This is a genomic window from Actinomadura hibisca NBRC 15177 (genome assembly GCF_001552635.1).
In the GTDB taxonomy this organism is placed as follows: Bacteria; Actinomycetota; Actinomycetes; order Streptosporangiales; family Streptosporangiaceae; genus Spirillospora; species Spirillospora hibisca.
In genome coordinates this window covers 1-20,834 of record NZ_BCRO01000052.1, presented here as the reverse complement: position 1 = coordinate 20,834, position 20,834 = coordinate 1, and the positions used below count along the sequence as shown (strand labels likewise).

General features: G+C 72.5%; 19 protein-coding genes. 10 read left to right on the top strand and 9 right to left on the bottom strand.

What is annotated here, in order from left to right; all coding sequences use genetic code 11:
* Positions 1–4 precede the first annotated feature (4 nt).
* Positions 5–1,000 carry an LCP family protein gene (locus AH6_RS24760; RefSeq protein ID WP_067483979.1) on the bottom strand — a complete coding sequence of 332 codons (996 nt, stop codon included), beginning with the start codon at positions 998–1,000 and terminating at the stop codon, positions 5–7.
* A 2-nt stretch (positions 1,001–1,002) separates the two neighbouring features.
* Positions 1,003–1,632: an RNA polymerase sigma factor gene (locus tag AH6_RS24755; RefSeq protein ID WP_067483977.1), complete on the bottom strand. Its 630-nt coding sequence runs from the start codon at positions 1,630–1,632 to the stop codon at positions 1,003–1,005.
* A gap of 218 nt (positions 1,633–1,850) precedes the next feature.
* On the opposite strand from AH6_RS24755, the gene AH6_RS46065 reads away from it, so the two are divergent.
* Positions 1,851–4,049 carry a D-alanyl-D-alanine carboxypeptidase family protein gene (locus AH6_RS46065; RefSeq protein ID WP_245679457.1) on the top strand — a complete coding sequence of 733 codons (2,199 nt, stop codon included), beginning with the start codon at positions 1,851–1,853 and terminating at the stop codon, positions 4,047–4,049.
* Here AH6_RS46065 and AH6_RS24745 read toward each other — a convergent pair.
* The 7 genes from AH6_RS24745 to AH6_RS24715 form a co-directional block, all read right to left on the bottom strand.
* Complete coding sequence (locus tag AH6_RS24745; RefSeq protein ID WP_067483975.1) at positions 4,046–5,503, bottom strand: pyridoxal phosphate-dependent decarboxylase family protein; 1,458 nt, start codon at positions 5,501–5,503, stop codon at positions 4,046–4,048. The two genes, AH6_RS46065 and AH6_RS24745, sit on opposite strands and share 4 nt — an antisense overlap.
* Positions 5,496–6,833: an MFS transporter gene (locus AH6_RS24740; RefSeq protein ID WP_067483973.1), complete on the bottom strand. Its 1,338-nt coding sequence runs from the start codon at positions 6,831–6,833 to the stop codon at positions 5,496–5,498. The genes AH6_RS24745 and AH6_RS24740 overlap by 8 nt, the downstream gene beginning before the upstream one ends.
* Positions 6,830–7,423, bottom strand: a complete 594-nt coding sequence (locus AH6_RS24735; protein ID WP_067483971.1) for a TetR/AcrR family transcriptional regulator — start codon at positions 7,421–7,423, stop codon at positions 6,830–6,832. The genes AH6_RS24740 and AH6_RS24735 overlap by 4 nt, the downstream gene beginning before the upstream one ends.
* Before the next feature lie 55 nt (positions 7,424–7,478).
* Positions 7,479–8,756 carry a PucR family transcriptional regulator gene (locus tag AH6_RS24730; RefSeq protein WP_245679456.1) on the bottom strand — a complete coding sequence of 426 codons (1,278 nt, stop codon included), beginning with the start codon at positions 8,754–8,756 and terminating at the stop codon, positions 7,479–7,481.
* A gap of 191 nt (positions 8,757–8,947) precedes the next feature.
* A complete protein-coding gene (locus AH6_RS24725) occupies positions 8,948–9,577 on the bottom strand; it encodes a LysE family translocator (protein ID WP_067483966.1) in 630 nt (209 codons plus the stop codon).
* A gap of 67 nt (positions 9,578–9,644) precedes the next feature.
* Positions 9,645–10,256, bottom strand: a complete 612-nt coding sequence (locus AH6_RS46745) for a TetR/AcrR family transcriptional regulator (protein ID WP_067483963.1) — start codon at positions 10,254–10,256, stop codon at positions 9,645–9,647.
* 47 nt (positions 10,257–10,303) lie between these two features.
* Positions 10,304–11,149: an SDR family NAD(P)-dependent oxidoreductase gene (locus AH6_RS24715; protein WP_067483961.1), complete on the bottom strand. Its 846-nt coding sequence runs from the start codon at positions 11,147–11,149 to the stop codon at positions 10,304–10,306.
* Between the two features lie 107 nt (positions 11,150–11,256).
* Between AH6_RS24715 and AH6_RS24710 the strand changes: the two genes are divergently transcribed.
* The 9 genes from AH6_RS24710 (at position 11,257) to AH6_RS24670 (ending at position 20,527) form a co-directional block, all read left to right on the top strand.
* Positions 11,257–12,027, top strand: coding sequence for an SDR family NAD(P)-dependent oxidoreductase (locus AH6_RS24710; protein ID WP_067483958.1), 771 nt, complete (start codon positions 11,257–11,259; stop codon positions 12,025–12,027).
* 10 nt (positions 12,028–12,037) lie between these two features.
* A complete protein-coding gene (locus AH6_RS24705; RefSeq protein WP_067483956.1) occupies positions 12,038–12,853 on the top strand; it encodes an SDR family oxidoreductase in 816 nt (271 codons plus the stop codon).
* Between the two features lie 3 nt (positions 12,854–12,856).
* Positions 12,857–14,572 (top strand): N-acyl-D-amino-acid deacylase family protein, encoded by a 1,716-nt coding sequence (locus AH6_RS24700; protein WP_067483954.1) that lies wholly within the window; start codon positions 12,857–12,859, stop codon positions 14,570–14,572.
* Positions 14,569–15,735: a cytochrome P450 gene (locus AH6_RS24695; RefSeq protein ID WP_083983414.1), complete on the top strand. Its 1,167-nt coding sequence runs from the start codon at positions 14,569–14,571 to the stop codon at positions 15,733–15,735. Before AH6_RS24700 ends, AH6_RS24695 begins: the two co-directional genes overlap by 4 nt.
* A 78-nt stretch (positions 15,736–15,813) precedes the next feature.
* Positions 15,814–17,337 carry an acyl-CoA synthetase gene (locus AH6_RS24690; RefSeq protein ID WP_067483952.1) on the top strand — a complete coding sequence of 508 codons (1,524 nt, stop codon included), beginning with the start codon at positions 15,814–15,816 and terminating at the stop codon, positions 17,335–17,337.
* A gap of 139 nt (positions 17,338–17,476) precedes the next feature.
* Positions 17,477–18,031, top strand: a complete 555-nt coding sequence (locus tag AH6_RS24685; protein ID WP_067483950.1) for a GNAT family N-acetyltransferase — start codon at positions 17,477–17,479, stop codon at positions 18,029–18,031.
* Positions 18,032–18,086: 55 nt separating this feature from the next.
* Positions 18,087–18,344, top strand: coding sequence for a hypothetical protein (locus tag AH6_RS24680; protein ID WP_067483948.1), 258 nt, complete (start codon positions 18,087–18,089; stop codon positions 18,342–18,344).
* 85 nt (positions 18,345–18,429) lie between these two features.
* Positions 18,430–18,900 carry an NUDIX hydrolase gene (locus AH6_RS24675; RefSeq protein ID WP_067483946.1) on the top strand — a complete coding sequence of 157 codons (471 nt, stop codon included), beginning with the start codon at positions 18,430–18,432 and terminating at the stop codon, positions 18,898–18,900.
* A 151-nt stretch (positions 18,901–19,051) separates the two neighbouring features.
* Complete coding sequence (locus tag AH6_RS24670; protein WP_067483943.1) at positions 19,052–20,527, top strand: alpha/beta hydrolase family protein; 1,476 nt, start codon at positions 19,052–19,054, stop codon at positions 20,525–20,527.
* Positions 20,528–20,834 lie beyond the last annotated feature (307 nt).

Here is a 20,834-nt window from a genome sequence, read left to right as displayed (position 1 = left end):
GCGCCTACTTGAACTGCGCGAACACCGAGGGCGCGGACGGCGCGAGCTCCAGCCGGTTGAAGTCGCGGCGGTCCGGGCGCACCGGGACGGTGCCGTAGACGGCGGTGTCGGTCTCGGCGGTCTCGGCGAGACGCTTCACCGTGGTGAAGTCCATCGACGGCCTGATCTCGACCGCCCCGGCGGTCGCCTTGAGGAACGCCGCGAACCGGACCGGGCTCTTCAGCCGCATGGCCTTGGCCTCGCGCGCGAGCGACGCCATGAAACGCTGCTGGCGCTTGACGCGGTCGAGGTCGGAGCCGTCGCCAAGGCCGTGCCGGGCGCGCACGTACGCGAGCGCGACCGAACCGTTGACGCGGTGCCGTCCGGCGGCCAGCCTCAGCCCGGCTTTGGGGTCGTTCACGGACCTGGGCACGGAGATCTGGACCGAGCCGAGCGCGTTCACCATCGTCTTGAACCCGGCGAACCCGATCGTCACCGTGCGGTCCACGCGCACGCCGGACAACTTCTCGACCGCCGCCTCGGTGCAGGCCGCGCCACCGAGCGTGAACGCCAGATTGAGCTGACCCCGGCGTGCGGGAAACCTGCCGCAGGCGGGCAGGTCCACCATGAGGTCGCGGGGCAGGCTGAGCAGCCGGGGCCGCTTGCGGTCGGCGGGCAGGTGGGCCAGCACGAGGGTGTCGGAGCGGGCCTCGCGGACGGCGCCGCCCCGCGCGTCCGAACCGATGATCAGCACGTTGATCGGCTTGGCGGGGGCGGTCGCGGCGTTGAGGTCCTTCTTGCCGCCGGGCTCGCCCCCACCGCGCAGCAGGACGGTCGGGACCAGGATGAGCGCCGCCGTGACGGCCGTGACCACGCCGATCAGGAGCCACCCGGACGGGCGGCGGCGCGGCGCGCGTCCCCCGGCCGCGTCGACCAGCCGCTGCCGCTGCCGGACCAGCGAAGCGGGCGGCTCGTGCCCCAGGTCGTCGCCCAGATCGCGGATCGCCTTGAGGTCGTCCATGGCTACGCCTCCTCGCGCGGGTCGCCGGACAGCGGGTTGGTGTCGCCGAGCGCCGCCCGCACCTTGCGGCGGGCCCGGTGGAGCCGGGACCGGACGGTGCCGACGGGGATGCCGAGCGCCTGCCCGACCTCCTCGTAGCTGAGATCCCCCCAGGCCACCAGCAGCAGGACGTCCCGGTCGCGGCGCGGCAGGGCCGCCAGCGCCTCGGCCAGCAGCGGCCGGACGGCGGAGGCGGTGACCATGGCGGCCACGGCGTCGGCCGGGGACTCCACGGCCCCGTCCACGGGACTGCGCCGCAACGCCCGGTAGCGCGCGGCCTCCGAGCGGTGGTGGCGCGCGACGAGCTTGGTGACGATGCCGAACAACCAGGGCCGGGCGTCGGGGTGCGCCAGGTCGTACTTGCCGCGCTTGCCGAACGCGACCAGGAACGTCTCCCCCACCAGGTCCTCGGCCACCTCGGGGCCGAGGCGGCGGGAGACGTAGCGGTACAACATCGGCGCGTAGCGGTCGAACAGCTCGGCGAACGCCTCGGGATCGGCGTGCGACCTGCTGATCAGCTCGGCGTCGCCGTACACCGAGGGCGCACCGGCCACCCGCGCGTTGGCGAGGAATGCGGTCACCGCGGCCACCATCGCATCCGGCCCGGCCTTCCTGTCGGGGACATGACAGCGGTGTATCTCCGCCGGGGGCCGATCGGGTTCACGGTCGCCCCGGAAAAAGATGATCACTGATTCATAACAAAGTGAACTTTCCGACTAAGCTGCGCATCTTCCAGTGGGGTACGGGGGGCTCGTCGGCTCTGAGGTCGCTTCCTGTCTGCGTGTCGAAGCCATGCCGAGGAGGTCGTGCTGTGGACAACGCCCGTTCGACGCCGCAACCGGCGGAGGACCCTGCGGAGGAGCAGGGGCGTACCGGCACGGCCGAGTTCCCCATCATGAAGGCCCCGCCGGAGAAGCCGTCCGAGGAGCCCGCCGGGGCATCCGAAGAGGCCGAGGAGGAGCCTACCGAGGAGCCCGCAGAGGACTCGGAAGAGGAGCCTGCGGAGGCGACGAAGGCCGAGGTCGAGGCCGAGGTCGAGGCTGAGGCGGAGGAGCAGGCCGAGGAACCGGAGGAAGCCGAGGAGGCTTCAGAGGATCCGCGTGCTTCTGGCGAGACGCCGGTCAGCCCGCCAAAGGCCGCTGAGACCCCGGCCGCTGCTGAGACGCCCGCCAGTCCTCGTGACTCCGCTGAAACGCCGGTCCCTCCGCGTAGTCCCAGCGGCGCGCCCGTCAATCCTCGGCACTCTGCGGAAACGCCCGTCAGTCCCCGCGAATCCGCTGAAACGCCGGTCATCCCCCGGCACCCCGGCCAGCCGCCTGCCAGCCCGCGCGAGTCCGCTGAGACGCCGGTTCCCCCGCGCAGCCCCGGCCAGCCGCCCGCCAACCCCCGCGAGTCCGCCGAGACGCCCGTCTCCCCCCGGCGCTCCGCCGAGACGCCCGTCACCCCGCCCCCGCCCGGGGCCGCCGTCACCCGGGACGACATCCCCCTCCCCTCCCGCAACCTCCCTCCCCGCCGCCTTCCCCCCGAGGAGCAGCCGCCCGTCCCCGACGGCGCGGAGCCCATCCCCGAGCGCGCCCTCCCCACCCTCGACCCCAACGGCCAGTGGACCGTCCAGTGGCGCTCCAGCGAGCCCCCGCCGCCCGCTCCCCCGGCCCAGCCCACCGCCGCGCAACCCCATCCCGCCGCCGCGCAGCCCGTCCACGAGGCCGTTCCGTTCGCCCAGCCGGACGCGCCCGCCTACGAGCAGCACCCCGTCGGCGTCGCCTACCCCCAGGCCGAACCCCCCGAGCCCAAGAAGCGCGGCCGCAAGGTCCTCGTCACCCTCATCGCCGCGCTCGTCCTCATCGCCGGGGTCGTCACCGGCCAGCTCCTGCGGCCCGTGCCCGAGCCCTCCATCGAGCTCAGCCTCCCCGCCTCCTCGCACACCTTCCCCGGCGCCGCGCCCGCCCTCCCCTGGCCCACCGGCGGGCAGGCCACCGTCGCCGTGGACGGGCTGGGCACCATGGGCTCCTCCGGCGGCGCAACGCCCATCCCCACCGCCAGCGTCGCCAAGGTCATGACCGCCTACGTCATCCTGCGCGGCCACCCTCTGCGGACCGGCGAGAACGGGCCGGAGTTCACCGTGACGCCGCAGGGCATCGCCGAGCTGCCCCGCCGCCACGCGCGCCAGGAGTCGCTGCTCGGCATCACCCCTGGCCTGCGGCTCAGCGAGCGCAAGGCGCTGGAGGCCATGATGATCATCTCGGCCAACGACGTCGCGCACGAGCTGGCCCGCTGGGACTCGGGCGGGAACGTGCAGGCGTTCGTCGGCAAGATGAACGAGGCCGCCCGCTCCCTCGGCATGTCCGCCACCACCTACACCGACCCCAGCGGCTACGACGCCGGGACCGTCAGCACCGCCGCCGACCAGGTGAAGCTGCTGACCGCCGCCATGAAGCTCCCCGCGTTCGCCGAGACGGTCGCCAAGCGCGCCTACGTGCCCGCCACCGGCGGCCCCGCCCGGACCGGCGGCAACTTCCTGCTCGGCCAGTACGGCGTGGTCGGCGGCAAGACCGGCTACACCGACAAGGCGGGCGGCAACTTCGTGTTCGCGGCCCGCAAGCGCGTCGGGGGCGTCCCCACGCTGGTGGTCGGCGCGGTCATGGGGCAGCGCCCGCCCGTCCCGGGCACGACGGGCAGCGCCGCGATCGCGGTCAGCGCGGCGCAGCGGGTCGTCTCCTCCGCCGAGAACGCGCTGGTCGCGACGACCCTGGCCCCGGCGGGCCGGCCCGTCGCGCACGTGGACGACGGGCTGGGCGGCAAAACCCCGCTGGTCGCCAAGGGGCCGCTCAACGTCGTCGGCTGGCCCGGCCTCACCGTGCCGCTGGGCGTGGCGGGCGACCCGCCGCACCAGGCCGCGCCCGGTGAGCGGGTCGGCGCCGTCACCACCGGTGCGGGCCGCGTCCAGGTCAGCCCGTCGGAGTCCCTCGACGAGCCGTCGTTGCTGGCGAGGCTGATCCGGCTCGGCTAGAGGTGGCCCGAGTACAGGGCCGACAGGAAGCGGATCAGCAGGGCCTCGCGGGTGGCGGGCGGCAGCTTGTCCAGCACGGCGTTGACCATGGCCATCTCGGGTTCGCCGCCGCCGTTCAGGTCCACCCCGACGGCCGACAGCAGGCCCGCGAAGCCCTCGTCGTCCAGGCTGTCGAGATCGAGGTCGGCGAGCGCGGCGGCCAGTTCGGCGGGCACGTCCGGCGGTCCGGCGGCGCGGGCCGCCTCGGCGGACTCGGCCAGCGCGACCAGCAGCAGGTCCACCGCCTGCTCGCTGACGCCGGTCAGCGTGAAGTGCAGGTTCGCCGGGATGCCCTGGTAGGACAGCTGCGGCTGGAAGAACCAGCCCCGCGCGCGTGCCTCGTCGGCCAGCACGAACACGTCCAGCGCCGGGTCGTCGGAGGCGATCGACACCAGCGGCGCGTCCGGCGTGCCGAGCACCCGCAGGCCGGGGACCTGCGCGACGCCCGCGATCAGCGTGTCCGCCGCCGCCATCGCCCCGGCGGCCAGGTCGCGGTAGCCCTGCGCGCCGACCGCCATCAGCGTCGTCCACGCCGCGCCCAGCGGGCCCGCGCTCTTGCTGCTCTGCACGCCCGAGTTGATCACGGTGTAGCCGGGCCAGCGGGCGGAGGCGAAGTAGGCCGCGCGGCGCATCGCCTGGTCGGCGAACAGCACCACCGACGCGCCTTTGGGCGCGTACCCGTACTTGTGCAGGTCGCAGGAGATCGACGTCACGCCCGGCACCGACAGGTCGAACGGCGCGACCTCGCGGCCGGTCTCGCGCAGCCACGGCAGCACCCAGCCGCCCACGCACGCGTCCACGTGGCAGGGCACGCCGCGCGCGGCGGCCAGCGCGGCGATCTCGGCGACGGGGTCCAGCACGCCCTGCGGGTAGGACGGCGCGGACGCCACGACCAGCACGGTCCGCTCGGTCAACGCGGCGGCCATGGCGGCGGGGTCGGCGCGGAAGGTCTTCGGGTCCACCGGAACGGAGGTGATCTCCAGGCCGAGGTAGTGCGCGGCCTTGTGGAAGGCGGGGTGCGCGCTGCCCGGCACGACAATCTGGGGCCTGCCCTCGACGGGCCGCGCGTCGCGGGCCGCCTTCACCGCCAGCATGATCGACTCGGTGCCGCCGCTGGTGAAGATGCCGGGCGTCGCCGCCGACCCGCCGAGCCGCTCGGCGACCGCCGCCAGCACCTCCCGCTCCAGCGCGACGATGCTGGGGAAGGCGGTCGGGTCCAGCCCGTTGACCTCCAGCGTCTCCAGGTAGGCGCGGGCGGCGGCGTCGTGCACGTCGGGGCGGCCGGTGTCGTAGACGTAGGCGGTGACCTTGCCGCCGCGCACCGGCAGGTCGGCGGCGCGCAGGCGGGCGAGGTCGGCGAGCAGGTCGTCGGCGGCGCGGCCGGTCTCCGGGAGGGTCGGCGCGGTCTCAGGCATGGTCTTCTTTCGCGAGGCGGCGGTAGGCGAGCAGCAGCGGGACGCTGAGCAGCATGATCAGGGCCGGGGCGAGGGTGAACCCGGCGGTGAGCCCGGCCAGCGCCGAGTCCGGCTGCCGCACCGGGTGGTCGAAGTCGGCCGAGCGGAACGAGGTCGCCGCCAGGACCAGCGCGAACACCCCCGGCCCCAGCGCCAGCGCGCCGGTCTCGGCGGCCGTCCACAGGCCGGTGAACGCGCCGGACTGGGCGTGCCCGGTGCGTTCGGCGTCGGCGCGCACGGTCTCGGGCAGCAACGACAGCGGCAGGAGCTGGACGGCGGCGTAGCAGACGCCGATCACGCCGATCAGCGCCAGCGTGGGCGCGACGGCCCCGGCGCTCACCGCCGGGTACATCGCGGCGGCCGCCGCCGCGAACAGCAGCACCGCCGCCAGGTAGCAGGGCACGTGGCCGTGGCGGCGCGCCAGGCGTTCCCACACCGGGACCGCCACCAGGCTCGGCCCGACCATGCACACGAACGCCACCGACGTCAGGCCGTAGTCGTCCAGCCGGTAGGTCGCCGCGTACGGCGCGCCCGCCAGCATGATCGCGCTGGCCAGGGCCTGCGCGGCGAACGCGCCGAGCAGCGCGAAGAACGGCCGGTTGCCGCGCGCGGTGCGCAGCGCGGCGGCCAGCCCGAGCGGGCGCGGGCCCGGCCGGGACGGGATCCAGCGGGTGCCGAGCGCGCTGGCCAGCAGCGCCGCCAGCATCAGCGCGCCGATCACCACGGCCATCAGCGCGTACCCGCCGCGCCCGCCGCCCGCCGCGTCCACCAGGACCGGGGCCAGGCCGCCCGCCACCAGGATGCCGAGCGTGAGGCAGACGATCCGCCACGCCATCGCGCGGCCGCGCTGCTCGGGCAGGTCGGAGATCTCGGCGGGCAGCGCCACGTACGGGACCTGGAAGCAGGCGAACGCGGACGCGGCCAGCAGGAACGCCACGCCCGTCCACGCGACGGCCAACCCCGGCGACGGCACCAGGAACGTGGCGGCGAACCCGACCGGCAACGTCAGCGCGCCGACCAGCAGCAGTCGCGTGCGGCGGCCGGTGCGCACGGCCTCACGGTCGCTGGCGGCCCCCACGACCGGGTTGAGCAGCACGTCCCACGCCTTGGGGATCACCAGCACGGCCCCGGCGACGGCGGCCGAGACGCCCAGCACGTCGGTCAGGTAGTACAGGAGCAGCAGGCCCGGGACGGCCGCGAACACGCCGGTGCCGACCGAGCCGACGCCGTAGCCGAACAGCCGCCCGCGCGTGAGGGGCGCGGTGCCGGTGCCGTCGTCGAGGGCGGTCACGACGGCAGTCCCAGCAGGCGGGCGACGAGGTTGTGCAGGTGGGCGCGGAAGCGGGCGGTGGTGGCGGCGTCGGCCAGGCCGCGCCGCTGCCCGTCGGGGCCGGGGACGCCGCCGCTGCCGAAGCCGTGGGTGCACCAGATGACCGTCATCACCGCGTACTCGACGTCCACGTCCGGGCCCGCCGCTGCGGCGACGGCGGCGGCCACCTGCTCTACGAGCGGGCGCGCGTAGCGGTGTTCCAGATCGGCGATGTCGGCCGCGTCCGACAACCAGCGGTGCGTCCACAACGCCGGGATCTCGGGGTGCTCGACGCAGAAGTCCAGGTAGCGGTCCACCAGCGCGCGCACTCCGGCCGCGTCTGGGGTGAAGGCGGCCAAGACCTCCTCCAGCGCCGCGCGCTCGATCCGGTGGGCGCGTTCCATGACCGCCAGGTACAGGTCGCGCTTGCCGCCCACGTGGTAGGCGACGGTCGCGATGTTGAGCCCGGCGGCGTCGGCGATCATGCGGGTGGAGGTGCCGTCGTAGCCGAGGGCGGCGAACAGCCGGGTGGCCGCCTCGATGATCCGGTCGCGGCCGGTGTCGCTGGTCACCGCCTCAACGTACGACCCCTGCCGCTCTCGGTCAATCGTTTGATGGAGGCTCGCCTCAGCGCTCCTCGCCGACGGCCGGGGGTGGCGGCGCCGCGTCGCGCCGCCGGTCCAGCGGGATCACCTCGCCGGGGCCTTCGTCGGGCGTCGACAACCACACCGTCAGCACCATCTCCATCTCCAGCCGCGACTCGGGGTCGTAGAGCCGGTCGCCGAACAGCTCCTCCAGCTGGTGCAGCCGGTAGCGGACGGTCTGCGGGTGGACGTGCAGCCGGTTCGCGACCTCGGTGGCGTTGAAGCCGTTCTGCAGGCAGGCGAGCAGCGTGCGCATCAGACGCTCGCGGTGCCGGGGCCGCACGGTCTTCAACGGGGCCAGCCGCAGGTCGGCGACGGCGCGCACCAGCTCCTCGTCCTTGAACACCACCAGCGTCGGCATGTGGTCGGCGCAGCGGATCAGCCCGTCTGACGGCAGGATGCCGCGCCGCGCCAGCGGCAGCGCCTCGCGCGCCCAGCGCAGCGACTTGGCGGCGTCCTCGGTGCGCACGGTCGGCCCCATCGCGGCGACCCAGTTGCGCAGCGCGCCCTCCAGCACCCGGCCCCGGCCCGGCCCCTCGGGGTCGGGCACGATCAGGCAGGGCTCGCGGCGGTTGACGTCGGCCAGCACGTCCGGCGGCAGCGACGGGTGCGAGAACGGCTGCTGGCCGCGCTCGAACAGCACCACCGCCGCGACCGTGCGCGGCACCCGCCACTGCGCGAGCCGGGCCAGGTCGGCGACGGCCTGCGGCGCGGCGGGCGGCTCGGCCAGCAACATGTCCAGCAGCCGGCGGCGGCGGTGCTCCAGCTCGCCGGCCTCCTGCTCGCGCGCCTTGGTGTAGCCCTCGGTGGCGGCGCGCGCGATCTCGTCCAGGAAGGCGAAGATGGCCTCGGCGATGCTGGCGAGCGTGCGACGTGACACGTTGAGCTGCTCGGACTCGGCCGCCAGCCGCCGCCACGCCACCCGCGCGCCGAGGCGCATGCAGGTCTGGAGCACGTCGAGGTTGCGGCCCTCGCGCGCCTCGCCCCAGCCGATCTCCCGGTAGACGGTGATCACCTGGTCCCAGGAGGCGTCGGCGTTGCCGATCAGGTCCACGAACTGGCGCAGCGCGCCCTCCACCGCGACCCGCACGGTGCGCGCGTACTCCTCGTTCTGCGGCCGCGCGTACTCGGGCACCCCGGCGACGATCTCCTCGATCATCTCCTGGGAGAGGGTGGTCAGGTGCGGCCGGAACACCTCGGCGATCTCGGCCGGCACCACCGCCCAGGGCTTGAGCTGCGGGCGTTCCTCCAGGGTCGTCACCGTCGGCACCTCCTGCCCCATCGGGGTGGTCGGGGCGTAACGGAAGCTACCGGGATGTGATCGGGAACACTGCACACCCGGCGACACATTAGGCACGCTTTCTTGTCAACGCGCTGACAAGAATCCTCCTGAACCTGGGTCAACCGGCGTCGGGTTCGCTCCGGGCGGCCTGAATCAGCGCCGGGGACGAGTCAGGTCCGGCGGGCGCTCGGCCCGGCGAACACCGCCGCCGCGCCCAGCCCCAGATAGATGACGCCCGTCGCGTAGGCCTGGCGACGGCGGAACGCCGGACGCGCGCGCAGCCAGGCTCCGATCGACCCCGCCGCGTACGCGTACACGAAGTCGCTCACCAGCCCGATGAACGCCGTCACCAGCCCCATCACCGCGATCTGCACCGGCACCGCGCCCGCCTCCGCGTCCACGAACTGCGGCAGGAAGGCCAGGAAGAACAGCACCACCTTGGGGTTCAGCACGTTGATGAGCAGGCCGTCCAGGTAGACGCGGCGCAACGGGCGCGGCGTCAGCTCCGGCCGCTCGTGGTCGCCCCGGTTCCGGAACGCGCGGTAGGCCAGGTACACCAGATAGGCCGCGCCCGCGTACCGCAGGAATCCGAACGCCGTCGCCGACGCCGCGACCACCGCCGACAGGCCCGCCGCCGCGAACGCGATGTGCACCAGCGTGCCGCTCTCGACGCCCAGCGCGGAGGCGAACCCGGCGCGGCGGCCCTCGTTGATGCTGCGCGTGGTGATGTACAGGTGGTTCGGGCCGGGGATGACGATCAGCGTCGTCGCGGCCAGCAGGAAGAGGAACGGATTCGTCACCGTCCTCACGCTAGGAGGCGATTGGTCACCGGAACAGGGCCAATGACAAACGCCCCGAGAGGACCACTCAGGCCGGGGCCTGCGCCGCCAGCGCCCCCGTCAGCACCAGCCGCCCCGACGTCCGCACGATCGCGGCGACCTCCTCCACCGGGCGGCGCAGTGACGCCAGGCTCACCAGCGCCGCCAGCAGGATGTGGCCGAGCACCACCTCGACCTCCTCGCGCTCGGGCACCGGCCCGCCGATCGCCGCCGACAGCCGGTCGCGCACGAACAGGAACAACACCGTGCGCGCGTCGTCCACGCTCGGGTCGTCGGCGGTGACCGCCTGGATGATGGCCGAGGTCAGCGTGCGCTCCTCGGCGGCGACGCGGACGATGCGGTCCAGCAGCCCCATCAGCCGCTCGACCGGGGTGTCGCCGACCGCCAGCCCGTCGATGCCGGCGGTGACGCGGTGCGCCCACGCCGCCGCGACCTCGGTGAGCAGGTGGTCCTTGGTGGCGAAGTAGCGGTAGACGGTGGCGCGGGCGACCCCGGCGCGGTCGGCGACGTCGTGCATGGTGACGGCCGGGTAGCCGCCCTCGTGCGCCAGGTCGCGGGCGGCCTCGATCAGCCGTTCCCGGCGGGCCTGCTGGTCCTTGCTCAGCGCCCGCGTGACGGTGATCCGAACATCGCCGCTCAACACGCCTCCTCAGGTGGTCCCCCCATCCTCTCGCAGTTTGGCCTTGCTCAGTCTCGGCTTTCGAAGTCGGGCAGGCCGGGCAGGCGTCCGGCGGCCAGGTCCTCGGCGCGGGCGGTCAGGCCCGGCCGGTAGGAGTCGTGGGTGAGGATCAGGAAGCGCTCCTCGCGCACGGCCCGCACCACCGCGTCGGCGACGTCGGCGGGCGCGATGCCGCCGGTGACCGCGCCCGCGATGACCTGGTCGATGAAGTCCTGGTCGGGGGTGCGCTCGGCGGCCAGGGCGGCGGGCCGATTGCGTTCGGCGGCGGCGATGCCGGTGGCGACGCCGCCGGGGCACAACACCGACGCGCGCAGCTTCACGCCGCTCACGGCGAACTCGTGCGCCAGGCACTCGGTCGCGGCGTAGGTCGCGAACTTGGACATGGTGTAGGCGCCGGAGAAGGGCGCGCCGAACAGGCCCGCGACCGACGCGGTGTTGACCACGTGCCCCTCGGTGCCCTGCTCGATCATGCGGGGCACGAACGCCTGGACGCCGTGGAGCACGCCCCAGGTGTTGACCCGGAACGTCCACTCGAAGTCGGCGACGGGCCGCGTCCACATCTGGCCGCCGGTGAAGACGCCCGCGTTGTTGCACAGCAGGTGCACCGCGCCGAACGCGTCGAACACGCGGTCGGCGAAGGCGCGTACGGCCGCCTCGTCCCCCACGTCCACGACCTCCGCGAACACTTTGGCCCCGGCGGCGGCCAGCTCCGCGCGGGTCTCCTCCAGCGGTCCGGCCTCGATGTCGGCGATCGCCACCGCCATGCCCTCGGCGGCGAAGCGGGCGGCCAGGGCGCGGCCGATGCCGCTGCCCGCGCCCGTGACCACCGCGACGCGTCCGTTCAGCTCGCGCACTTGCCGCCCACCTCCGGGAGGAACAGGATGACGGAAATCGCACCTACCGCTTGCTTGGGTGCGACGTTAGTCTAGACCGGAGTCTCATACCACCCCGGGAGCTCCGGATGCCGTTGCCGCACCCTCTCGCCCACTCCCCCACCACCGGCGTCGTCGTCACCGGCGGCGCGTCGGGCATCGGCCTGGCGAGCGCGCGGGCGCTGGCCGAGGCGGGCCGTCCCGTCGCGCTGTGGGACCTCGCCGACCCCACCGACGCCGCCAAGGAGATCGCCGCCGCCCACGGCGTCGCCACGCACGCGATCACCCTCGACGTCACCGACACCGCCGCGCTGCCCGCCGCCGTCGCCGCCTCGCGGGAGGCGCTCGGCACGCTCGGCGGGCTCGTGCACGCCGCCGGGGTCCCCGGCCCGCATCCGGTCGGCGACCTCACCGAGGCGCGCTGGGACATGGTCCTGGACGTCAACCTGCGCGCCCAGGCGCTGATCGTCCAGGAGTTGCTGGCGGACCTGCGCGCCAACCCCGGCTCGGCGGTCGTCGGGATCGCCTCCATCGAGGCGTTCCAGGGGCAGGCGTTCATCCCGGCCTACTGCGCGTCCAAGGCGGGCGTGCTCGGCCTGACCCGCGCGCTGGCGCACCATCTGGCCGCCGACGGCGTGCGCGTGAACGCCGTCTGCCCCGGCTACATCGACACCCCCATGTTGCGCGGCAGCACCCCCGACGAGTTGCTCGGCCACTTCACCGCCAAGGCCCCGCTCGGGCGGCTCGGCGACCCGGCCGAGGTGGCGCGGGCGGTGCGGTTCCTGATGGGCGACGAGGCGTCGTTCGTCACCGGCGCGCATCTGACCGTGGACGGCGGCACCACCGCCGTGGACCAGTGAGGACCCGCCGATGAGGGCTCTGGAAGGCACCGCCGCGCTGGTCACCGGCGGCGGCAGCGGCATCGGGCTGGCGTGCGCGCGGCGGCTGGCGGCCGACGGCGCGGACGTGCTGATCTGCGGCCGCACCGAGGCGCGGTTGCAGGAGGCGGCCAAGGAGTACGGCCTGCGCTACGCGGTCGCCGACGTCGTGGAGGAGGAGCAGGTGGCGGCGGCCGTCGCGGCGGCGGCCGAGAACGCGCCGCTGCGCGCGGTCGTGCACAGCGCGGGCGGCTCCACCTCCATCGGGCCGCTGCCGCAGCTCGACACCGGCGCGTGGCGGCAGACGTTGGAGCTGAACGCGACCGGCACGATGCTCGTGCTCAAGCACGCGGCCCGCGCGATGGCCCGGACGGGCGGCGGCGCGTTCGTGGCGATCTCGTCGATCGCGGCGTCCAACACGCACCGCTGGTTCGGGGCGTACGGGGTGTCGAAGGCGGCGGTGGACCACCTGGTGCAGCTCGGCGCGGACGAGCTGGGCGGCGTCGGGATCCGGGTGAACGGCATCCGGCCCGGCCTGGTGCGCACCGAGCTGGTGGGCGGGATCGCCGAGTCCGGGCCCGTCCTGGACGACTACCTGGCCTGCATGCCGCTGGGGCGGGTGGGCGAGCCCGAGGACATCGCCGAGGCGGCCCGGTTCCTGGCCGGGCCCGAGTCGTCCTGGCTGACCGGCCAGGTGATCAACGTGGACGGCGGCCACCACCTGCGCCGCGGTCCCGACTACCGGTCGATGTTCGAGCCGATGTTCGGCGCGGACGGGCTTCGCGGCCTGCCTCCCGAGGAGGAGTGACGGATGAACGATCTCGTGATCAAGGGCGCCCGGGTCGTGGACGGCACCGGCGCGCCCGTCCGGACCGCCGACGTCGCGGTGAGCGGCGGCGTCGTCACCGAGGTGGGGGCCGTCACCGGGCCCGCCGCGCGCACCGTGGACGCCGACGGCGCGCTGCTCACCCCCGGGTTCGTGGACCTGCACACCCACTACGACGGCCAGGCGACCTGGGACGCGGTGCTCGCGCCGTCGTCCTGGCACGGCGTGACGACCGTCGTCATGGGCAACTGCGGCGTGGGCTTCGCGCCCGCCGCGCCCGACCGGCGCGAGTGGCTGATCGGGCTGATGGAGGGCGTCGAGGACATCCCGGGCAGCGCGCTCGCCGAGGGGATCTCATGGGAGTGGGAGTCGTTCCCCGAGTTCCTGGACGCGCTGGACCGCCGCTCCTACGCCGTCGACCTGGGCGCGCAGGTGCCGCACGGGGCGGTGCGCGCGTACGTGATGGGCGAGCGGGGCGCGCGCAACGAGCCCGCGACGCCCGACGACATCGCGGCGATGAAGGCGATCGTCAAGGAGGGGATCGCGGCGGGCGCGCTGGGCTTCTCCACGTCGCGGACGCTGACGCACAAGGCGATCGACGGCGAGTACGTGCCGGGCACCTTCGCCGCCGAGGACGAGCTGTTCGGCATCGGCGAGGCGCTGCGCGAGCTGGGGCGCGGCGTGTACGAGCTGGCCCCGGCGGGCGCGGCGGGCGAGGACGTCAACGCGCCGGTCCGGGAGATCGCGTGGATGCGGCGGTTGTCGAAGGCGATCGGGCGGCCGGTGTCGTTCGCGCTGCTCCAGATCGACGCGGTGCCGGAGTTGTGGCGGGAGCTGCTGGAGCTGTCGGCGGCCGAGGACGCGCAACTGTTCCCGCAGGTGGCGTCGCGGCCGTTCGGGATGCTGGTGTCGCTGGAGTCGCTGCACGCGTTCGGCGACCACCCCACCTACGTGGAGATGGCGATGCTGCCGCGCGCCGAACGCGTCGCGCGGATGCGGGACCCGGAGGTGAAGGCGCGCATCCTGGCCGAGCGGCCCGCGCAGGAGGACGTGCTCGCCGCGCTGGTGCGGGGCTACCCCGAGCGCCTGTTCCCGCTGGCCGAGCGCAACCCCGACTACGAGCCCGAACCGGAGACGTCGGTGGCGGCGCGGGCGGCGGCGACCGGTCGCGACCCGATGGAGCTGCTGTACGACCTGCTGCTGGAGGACGACGGCCGCAACGTCCTGCTGCTGCCGCTGCTCAACTACTCCGACCAGAACCTCGACGCGCAGCGCGCGATGCTCACGCACCCCCGCGCCGTCCTCGGCCTGGGCGACGGCGGCGCGCACTGCGGGTTCATCTGCGACGCGTCGATGCCGACCACGATGCTGGCGCACTGGGCGCGCGACCGGCGGCGCGGCGAGAAGCTGCCGCTGGAGCACGTCGTGCGGATGATGACGCGCGACACCGCGCGCCTGTACGGGCTGACCGACCGGGGCGTGATCGCGCCCGGGATGCGCGCCGACCTCAACCTCATCGACTTCGACGCCGTCGCGCTGCGGCGGCCGGAGATGGCCTACGACCTGCCGGCCGGGGGCCGCCGCCTGCTGCAACGGGCGGACGGGTACCTGGCGACGTTCGTGGCGGGCGTGCAGACGTTCGCCGACGGGGAGCACACCGGGGAACTGCCCGGCGCGCTCGTGCGAGGAGGCGCCAAGTGAAGGTGGATCTGCTCGACGGCGAGATGTACGCGACCGACCCGTGGTCGGTCTACCGGTGGCTGCGCACGGAGGCGCCGGTCTACCACGACGCGGAGAACGGGTTGTGGGGCGTCTCGCGGCACGCCGACATCTTCGCGATCGAACGCGATGCGAAACTATGGCGTAATTCCGGCGGATACCGGCCGCAACTGCCCGCCGACCCGTCGATGATCGGCCACGACGCGCCCGAGCACACCGCGCGTCGCAGAATGGTCTACCAGCGCTTCACGCCGCGCGGCACAGCTCGCTACGAGGACAAGATCCGCGCCACCGCGATCGACTGCATCGACACCGCGCTGGAGGCCGGGACGGTGGACGCGATCCCGGCGCTGGCGGCCCCGCTGCCCGCCCGCGTGATCGGGTGGCTGCTGGGTTTCCCGGAGGGGTCGTGGGAGCGCCTGGTGCACTGGTCGGCGACGGCGGTGGCGGCGGGCGGGGGCCGTCGTTATATCACCGACGACGCGACGATCGCGGCGGGCGAGTTCGCGATGGCGGTGCTGGAGATGGCGAAGGAGAGGCGCGGCTGCCCCAGCTCGGACCTGCTGTCGATCTGGTCGAACGCGGGCCCGGGCGACCCCGACTACGACGACCAGCATTTGGCGCACGAAGCGCTGTTGTTGCTGGTAGGAGGCGCGGAGACGACGAGAACGGTGATCGCGACGGCCCTGGACGCGCTCATCGCGCACCCCGCCCAATGGGCCCTGCTGCGCGACGATCCGTCCCTGATCCCGAACGCCGTCGAGGAGTTCGTGCGGTGGACGACGCCGATCCTGAACATGTGCCGGACGCCCGCCCGCGACGCCGAACTGCACGGCGTGACGGTCCCGGCCGGGGAGCAGGTGTTGCTGATGTACGGGTCGGCGAACCGCGACGAGACGGTGTTCGAACGGCCCGAGGAGTTCGACGTGACGCGCCCGCCGGGCGACCACATCGCGTTCGGCCTGGGCCCGCACTTCTGCCTGGGAGCGTCGCTGGCACGGCTCGAACTGCGGATCTTCTTCGAGGAGTTCGTGGCCCGCGTGGGCACCGCGGAACGGGCCGACGAGCGGGGCCCGCGCATCCTGCCGAACGCTTTTGTGCGCGGCGTTACCTCCTTCCCGATTACGCTTACGTCCCGTCGTTGAGTTGCGGCGGGTAGTCGATCCTTCACCCCTTGCGATCGGCACCCCGCCGCGGCTCGACGCCCTGTCCGAGGAGCCCCCGTGCGGACGTTCAACCTCGCGGACCTGTTCGAGACCGTCGCCGACGCGTGCCCGGACCGCCCAGCCCTGATAGCGGAGGGCGGCCCGACGGCCCGCCTGACCTACGCCGAACTGGACGCCCGAGCCAACCGAGCAGCCCACCACCTGGCGGTCCAAGGCATAGCACCGGGCGACCACGTGGGAATCCTGTCCCACAACCGGGCCGAGTGGCTGGAAACGATGATCGCGTGCTTCAAACTGCGCGCGGCCCCGGTGAACATCAACTACCGCTACATCTCCGACGAACTGACGCACCTGCTGACCGACGCCCAGTGCGTGGCGCTGGTAGCGGAAAAAGACCTACTCCCCAACGTCAACCGCGAAAACCTGCCACATCTACGCCACATCCTCACAATCGACGACGACTACGAAGACGCGCTGGCAGCGTCATCCCCCATCCGCGACTTCGCCCCACGCTCCTCGGACGACCCATACCTGCTCTACACAGGCGGCACGACGGGCCTACCCAAGGGCGTCCTATGGCGCTGCGAGGACATCTTCGTGGCAGCGATGGGCGGCGGAAACTTCGGCGGCCCACCCATCGAAGACCCCGAGTCCCTAGTCACCTGCGCCGACCGCCCGCCGATGAAGGCGCAGGTCCACGCCCCGCTGATGCATGGCGGCGGCCAGTGGATCACCTGGATAACCCTGACGACAGGCGGCACGGTGGTCCTGTGGACAGGCCGCCACTTCAACGCAAAAGCAGCCCTACACCTAGCCGAACAGGAGCAGACGCAGATCTTGATGCTGGTGGGAAACGGCATGGCCCGCCCAGTAGCCGACGAACTGGCAACAGGAACCCACTCGAACCTGGCCCTCTTCGCGTTCGGCTCAGGCGGCGCCCCACTGTCGTCAGACGTAAAACAAAGCCTCCTGAAAGCGATCCCGAACGCCTACGTCTCTGACAACTTGGGCGGCTCAGAAACAGGGGCGATGGGCTCAGCAGAATCAGACGGCCGCTTCCGCCTGGGCCCGGAATTCGCGATCCTGTCCCCCGACCACACCCCCGTGGAGCCGGGCCAAGAGGGAATCATCGCCCGAACAGGCCACATTCCCTACGCGTACTGGAACGACCCGGAAAAGAGCGCGGCCACCTTCGTCGAGTCCCCGGACGGCACCCGCTGGGCCCTACAAGGCGACCACGCCCGCCTGGAAGAAGACGGCACGATCACCCTCCTGGGCCGAGGCTCCCTGGTGATCAACACAGGCGGCGAGAAGGTCTTCGCAGAGGAAGTGGAAACAGTCCTGCGCCAGCACCCGTCCGTAGCCGACGCGATAGTGATCGGAACCCCCGACGACCGCCTGGGCAACCGAGTGACGGCCGTAGTAACACCCGAAGCAGACGAGGCAGCCCTGACAGCCCACTGCCGAGAACACCTGGCGGCCTACAAGATCCCCCGAACCTTCCACTTCGCCCCAGAACTGAAACGGACCCCCGTGGGCAAACCCGACTACACCTGGGCCCGCTCCCTAACCAGCCCCTAAAAAGCCACGGCCCCCGGGCCACCTTGCGCCTGTGAGATGCCCGGGAGCCGCACCCGCCCGGAACGTCCAGCAAGGAATCGAGGCATTCTGCCGAATTTCAGCGACAGCCGCGTTGCCGCAAGGGCGCTAGCCTCCCAGCATGTATCCGGTGAAGCTTTCCTGCGCGCAAGTGGAGCTGCGGGAATTCACGTCCGCCGACATCGACGGGGTCCTCGCCGTCTACGGAGACCCTGCCGTGACCGAGCATCTGAGCTTCGAGCCCCGTACCCGTGACCAGGTCGTCGCGACGCTGAACAGCGTCATGACCGCAGCGAAGGCGGAGCCTCGCACGGAGTACTCCTTGGCGGCCGCGTCCGTTGCCACTGGTGACGTCATCGGGTTCGCTCGGCTGGCCATCGACGCTCAGCATCCTGGCCAGTCCAGCGCGCAACTCGGCTTCGCCCTGCGCGCGGACCACTGGCGGCAGGGCTTGGGCGCCGAGACGGTTCGGCTGCTCTTGCAGCTGGGATTCGCAGAACTCGGACTGCATCGCCTGTGGGGAGCCCGCAGCCCCGACAACAACGGGTCTGGCCGGTTGATGACCCGTCTCGGGATGATCGAGGAAGGCCGCATCCGCGGCCACATCCGGATTGGTGACGGCTGGCGGGACTCGATCGTCCATTCCATCCTCGAAGAGGAGTGGCGAACCGCCTAGCCGACGACGACGCGAACAACTGCGGCAGGGGTATCCGATGAGCGACGGACCCAGCATGGAAGAGGTGCTGAACGGCGGCGGTCACAAGGACGCCACCTTCCATCTCGCCGGAACCAAGGTCATCGTCGTCACCGACGATGACGGCCAGACCTGGCTGTGCCGACGCGACGACGGGGCCGGTGACTCAGCCGTTCCCATGGACCGTCTCGACGCGCTCCATGAGTTCGCCGACGCCCTGGCCTCCGTCCTGTCCACCGGCGACATCACACCTCGTCACCACAGCCGGGACCATTGCGGAAGGCATCGGGAGTAGCTGGCCTCCGCCCCAGGGCACACTCGGCGTAGGGCTTGGCATCGTGCAGGCAGCGGAAGTGCTCGTCCTTGGCGAAGGTGATCTGATGACGCGTACCGAGTACTACGACGCCCCGGACGCGCCCGAGCCCAACAGCCTCGTTGTCGCGGCCTCCGCCGTCGTCTGCGACGAGGCTGGGCGCATCCTGCTCCAGCGACGTACGGACAACGGCCTGTGGGCACTACCCGGCGGTGGCATGGAGATGACGGACTCGCTGCCCGGTTGCGCAGTGCGCGAGGTCAAGGAGGAGACCGGCCTCGACGTGGAAGTCACCGGGCTCGTTGGCACCTACACCGATCCCCGGCACGTCATCGCCTACAGCGACGGCGAGGTCAGGCGGCAGTTCAACGTCTGCTTCACCGCCCGCGTGATCGGGGGCACGCTCGCTCTGTCGGACGAGAGCACGGAACTCCGCTTCGTCACCCCGGACCAGCTCGACGGCTTGCCCATGCACCACACGCGACGTCTCAGACTCGACCACTTCCTGGAGAACCGCGCACACCCTTACCTGGGTTGAGGAGAGAGCACTCGGACGAGGGCAGCCCGCTGCCGTCCGGGAGTACTGGCCTAACGCGGACATGGACTCCGCCGGACTGTGATCTGGTCAACAAACTTACCAGGTGGTATAAAACACGTGCCTTGATCACTTTTGTCGCCGGAGCGCCCTGATGCCGCGAAGCCTGCTGGCCGCCCTGTCCGCCTGTGCTCTCACCGCCGGGGTCGTCGCCACCGGGCCCGCGGCGTACGCCGCGCCCGCCGCCGCCAAGGCGCGCACGGTGAACCTCACGTCGTTCGACGGCGTGTCGATCGTGACGCACTTCTTCCCCGCCAAGGAACTGGCCACCGGACGCCGCGCCCCGACCGTGCTGCTCGGGCACGGCTGGGGCGGGCGCGGCGAGACCGACACCGCCAAGGGGATGCTGGGCGCGCTGACCGCGTCCGGGTACAACGTCGTGACCTGGAACGCCCGCGGCTTCGGCTCGGGTGGGCAGGCCAACGTGGACTACCACCGGTTTGAGGGCCGCGACGTCCAGAAGCTCATCGACTGGACGGCCCGCCAGCCCGAGGTCGCGCTCGACCGCCCCGGCGACCCCAGGCTAGGGATGGCGGGCGGGAGCTACGGCGGCGCCATCCAGCTGGTGACAGCGGGCATCGACCGCCGGGTGGACGTCATCGCGCCACAGATCGCCTACAACGACCTGCGCCGTTCGTTGTACCGGGACGGGGTGCTGCGCGCGGGCTGGGTCATCAACCTCTGCCTCGGCGGAGTCATGAACGGCAACCGGATCTCGGCGCAGGTACAGCGGGCGTGCGTCGACGGCGTCCGGGAAGGGCGGCTGGAACCGAAGCTGGAGCAGTGGTTCGCCGACCACGGCCCAGCCCACCTGATCCGGAACCTGAAGATCCCGACGCTGGTCATCCAGGGCACGGTGGACACGCTGTTCCCGCTGCGCGAGGGCATCGAGACCTACCGGACGGTCAAGCGCAACGGCGCCCCCGCCAAGATGATCTGGTACTGCGGCGGGCACGGCTCCTGCAACACCAAGGCCGGGTCCGAAAGCCACGTCACCGAGGCGACGCTGGCCTGGTTCGGGCGGCACCTGCGGGGCGACCGGTCGGTGAACACGGGGCCGGAGTTCGAGTACGTCGACCAGGACGGCGTCTACCGGGGCGCGGCGTCCTATCCGCCGCCCGCCCTCGGCCCGCTGGCGGCGAAGAAGTCCGGACGGCTGGCATTCACGCCACTCGACAACTCGGGCACCTCGATGGCCGCGCAGATCTCGAAAAAGGCGGTGGAGGTGCCGATCCCGGCGTCGTCGACCACCGCCCGGATCATCGGCTCCCCGCGCGTCACGCTCACCTACCGGGGCAACGCGATCAAGCCGGGCACCGCGCTGTTCGCCCAGGTCATCGACCGCGACACGGGCGTGGTGATCGGCAACCAGGCGACGCCGCTGCCGGTCACGCTGGACGGCCGCAAGCACACGATCACGCGGGACCTGGAGGCCATCGCATGGAAGGTGGGCCCGAAGAGCCGCCTGGCGGTGCAGATCATTCCGGGCACGGGGCTGTTCACCTGGCAGCGGTCGGTGGGGTGGGCGGACGTGACGGCTTCGGTGACGGTGCCACGCGCCCGCGCGTGACCAACCGCCTTCGCCTCGCGCCCCACACCTGACCAATGTCCAACTACCGCAACCCTGCCCCCTGCACATGACCAACAACCCCAGCCCCGTACCCGCACGTGACCGGCGACCCTAACCCCGTGCCCGCACGTGACCGACAACCCCAGCCCCGTGCCCGAACATGACCAGCTACCCCGGCCACCGGGGACGGGGGTGCAGGGGGCAGCGCCCCTTGCCTCTTGAATCCAATACAGCAGGGCGAAGCCCTTCCGATGCGGGGGCGCGGGGGCAGCGCCCCCGCCGCAGTAAACAAGCAGCGCAGGGCTGT

Bases quoted from the DNA above. Each gene is read 5' to 3' on its own strand.
- AH6_RS24760 (WP_067483979.1), bottom strand. From the start codon at position 1,000: ATGGACGACCTCAAGGCGATCCGCGATCTGGGCGACGACCTGGGGCAC.
- AH6_RS24755 (WP_067483977.1), bottom strand. From the start codon at position 1,632: ATGGTGGCCGCGGTGACCGCATTCCTCGCCAACGCGCGGGTGGCCGGT.
- AH6_RS24745 (WP_067483975.1), bottom strand. From the start codon at position 5,503: ATGCCTGAGACCGCGCCGACCCTCCCGGAGACCGGCCGCGCCGCCGAC.
- AH6_RS24710 (WP_067483958.1), top strand. From the start codon at position 11,257: ATGCCGTTGCCGCACCCTCTCGCCCACTCCCCCACCACCGGCGTCGTC.
- AH6_RS24705 (WP_067483956.1), top strand. From the start codon at position 12,038: ATGAGGGCTCTGGAAGGCACCGCCGCGCTGGTCACCGGCGGCGGCAGC.
- AH6_RS24700 (WP_067483954.1), top strand. From the start codon at position 12,857: ATGAACGATCTCGTGATCAAGGGCGCCCGGGTCGTGGACGGCACCGGC.
- AH6_RS24685 (WP_067483950.1), top strand. From the start codon at position 17,477: ATGTATCCGGTGAAGCTTTCCTGCGCGCAAGTGGAGCTGCGGGAATTC.
- AH6_RS24680 (WP_067483948.1), top strand. From the start codon at position 18,087: ATGGAAGAGGTGCTGAACGGCGGCGGTCACAAGGACGCCACCTTCCAT.
- AH6_RS24675 (WP_067483946.1), top strand. From the start codon at position 18,430: ATGACGCGTACCGAGTACTACGACGCCCCGGACGCGCCCGAGCCCAAC.
- AH6_RS24670 (WP_067483943.1), top strand. From the start codon at position 19,052: ATGCCGCGAAGCCTGCTGGCCGCCCTGTCCGCCTGTGCTCTCACCGCC.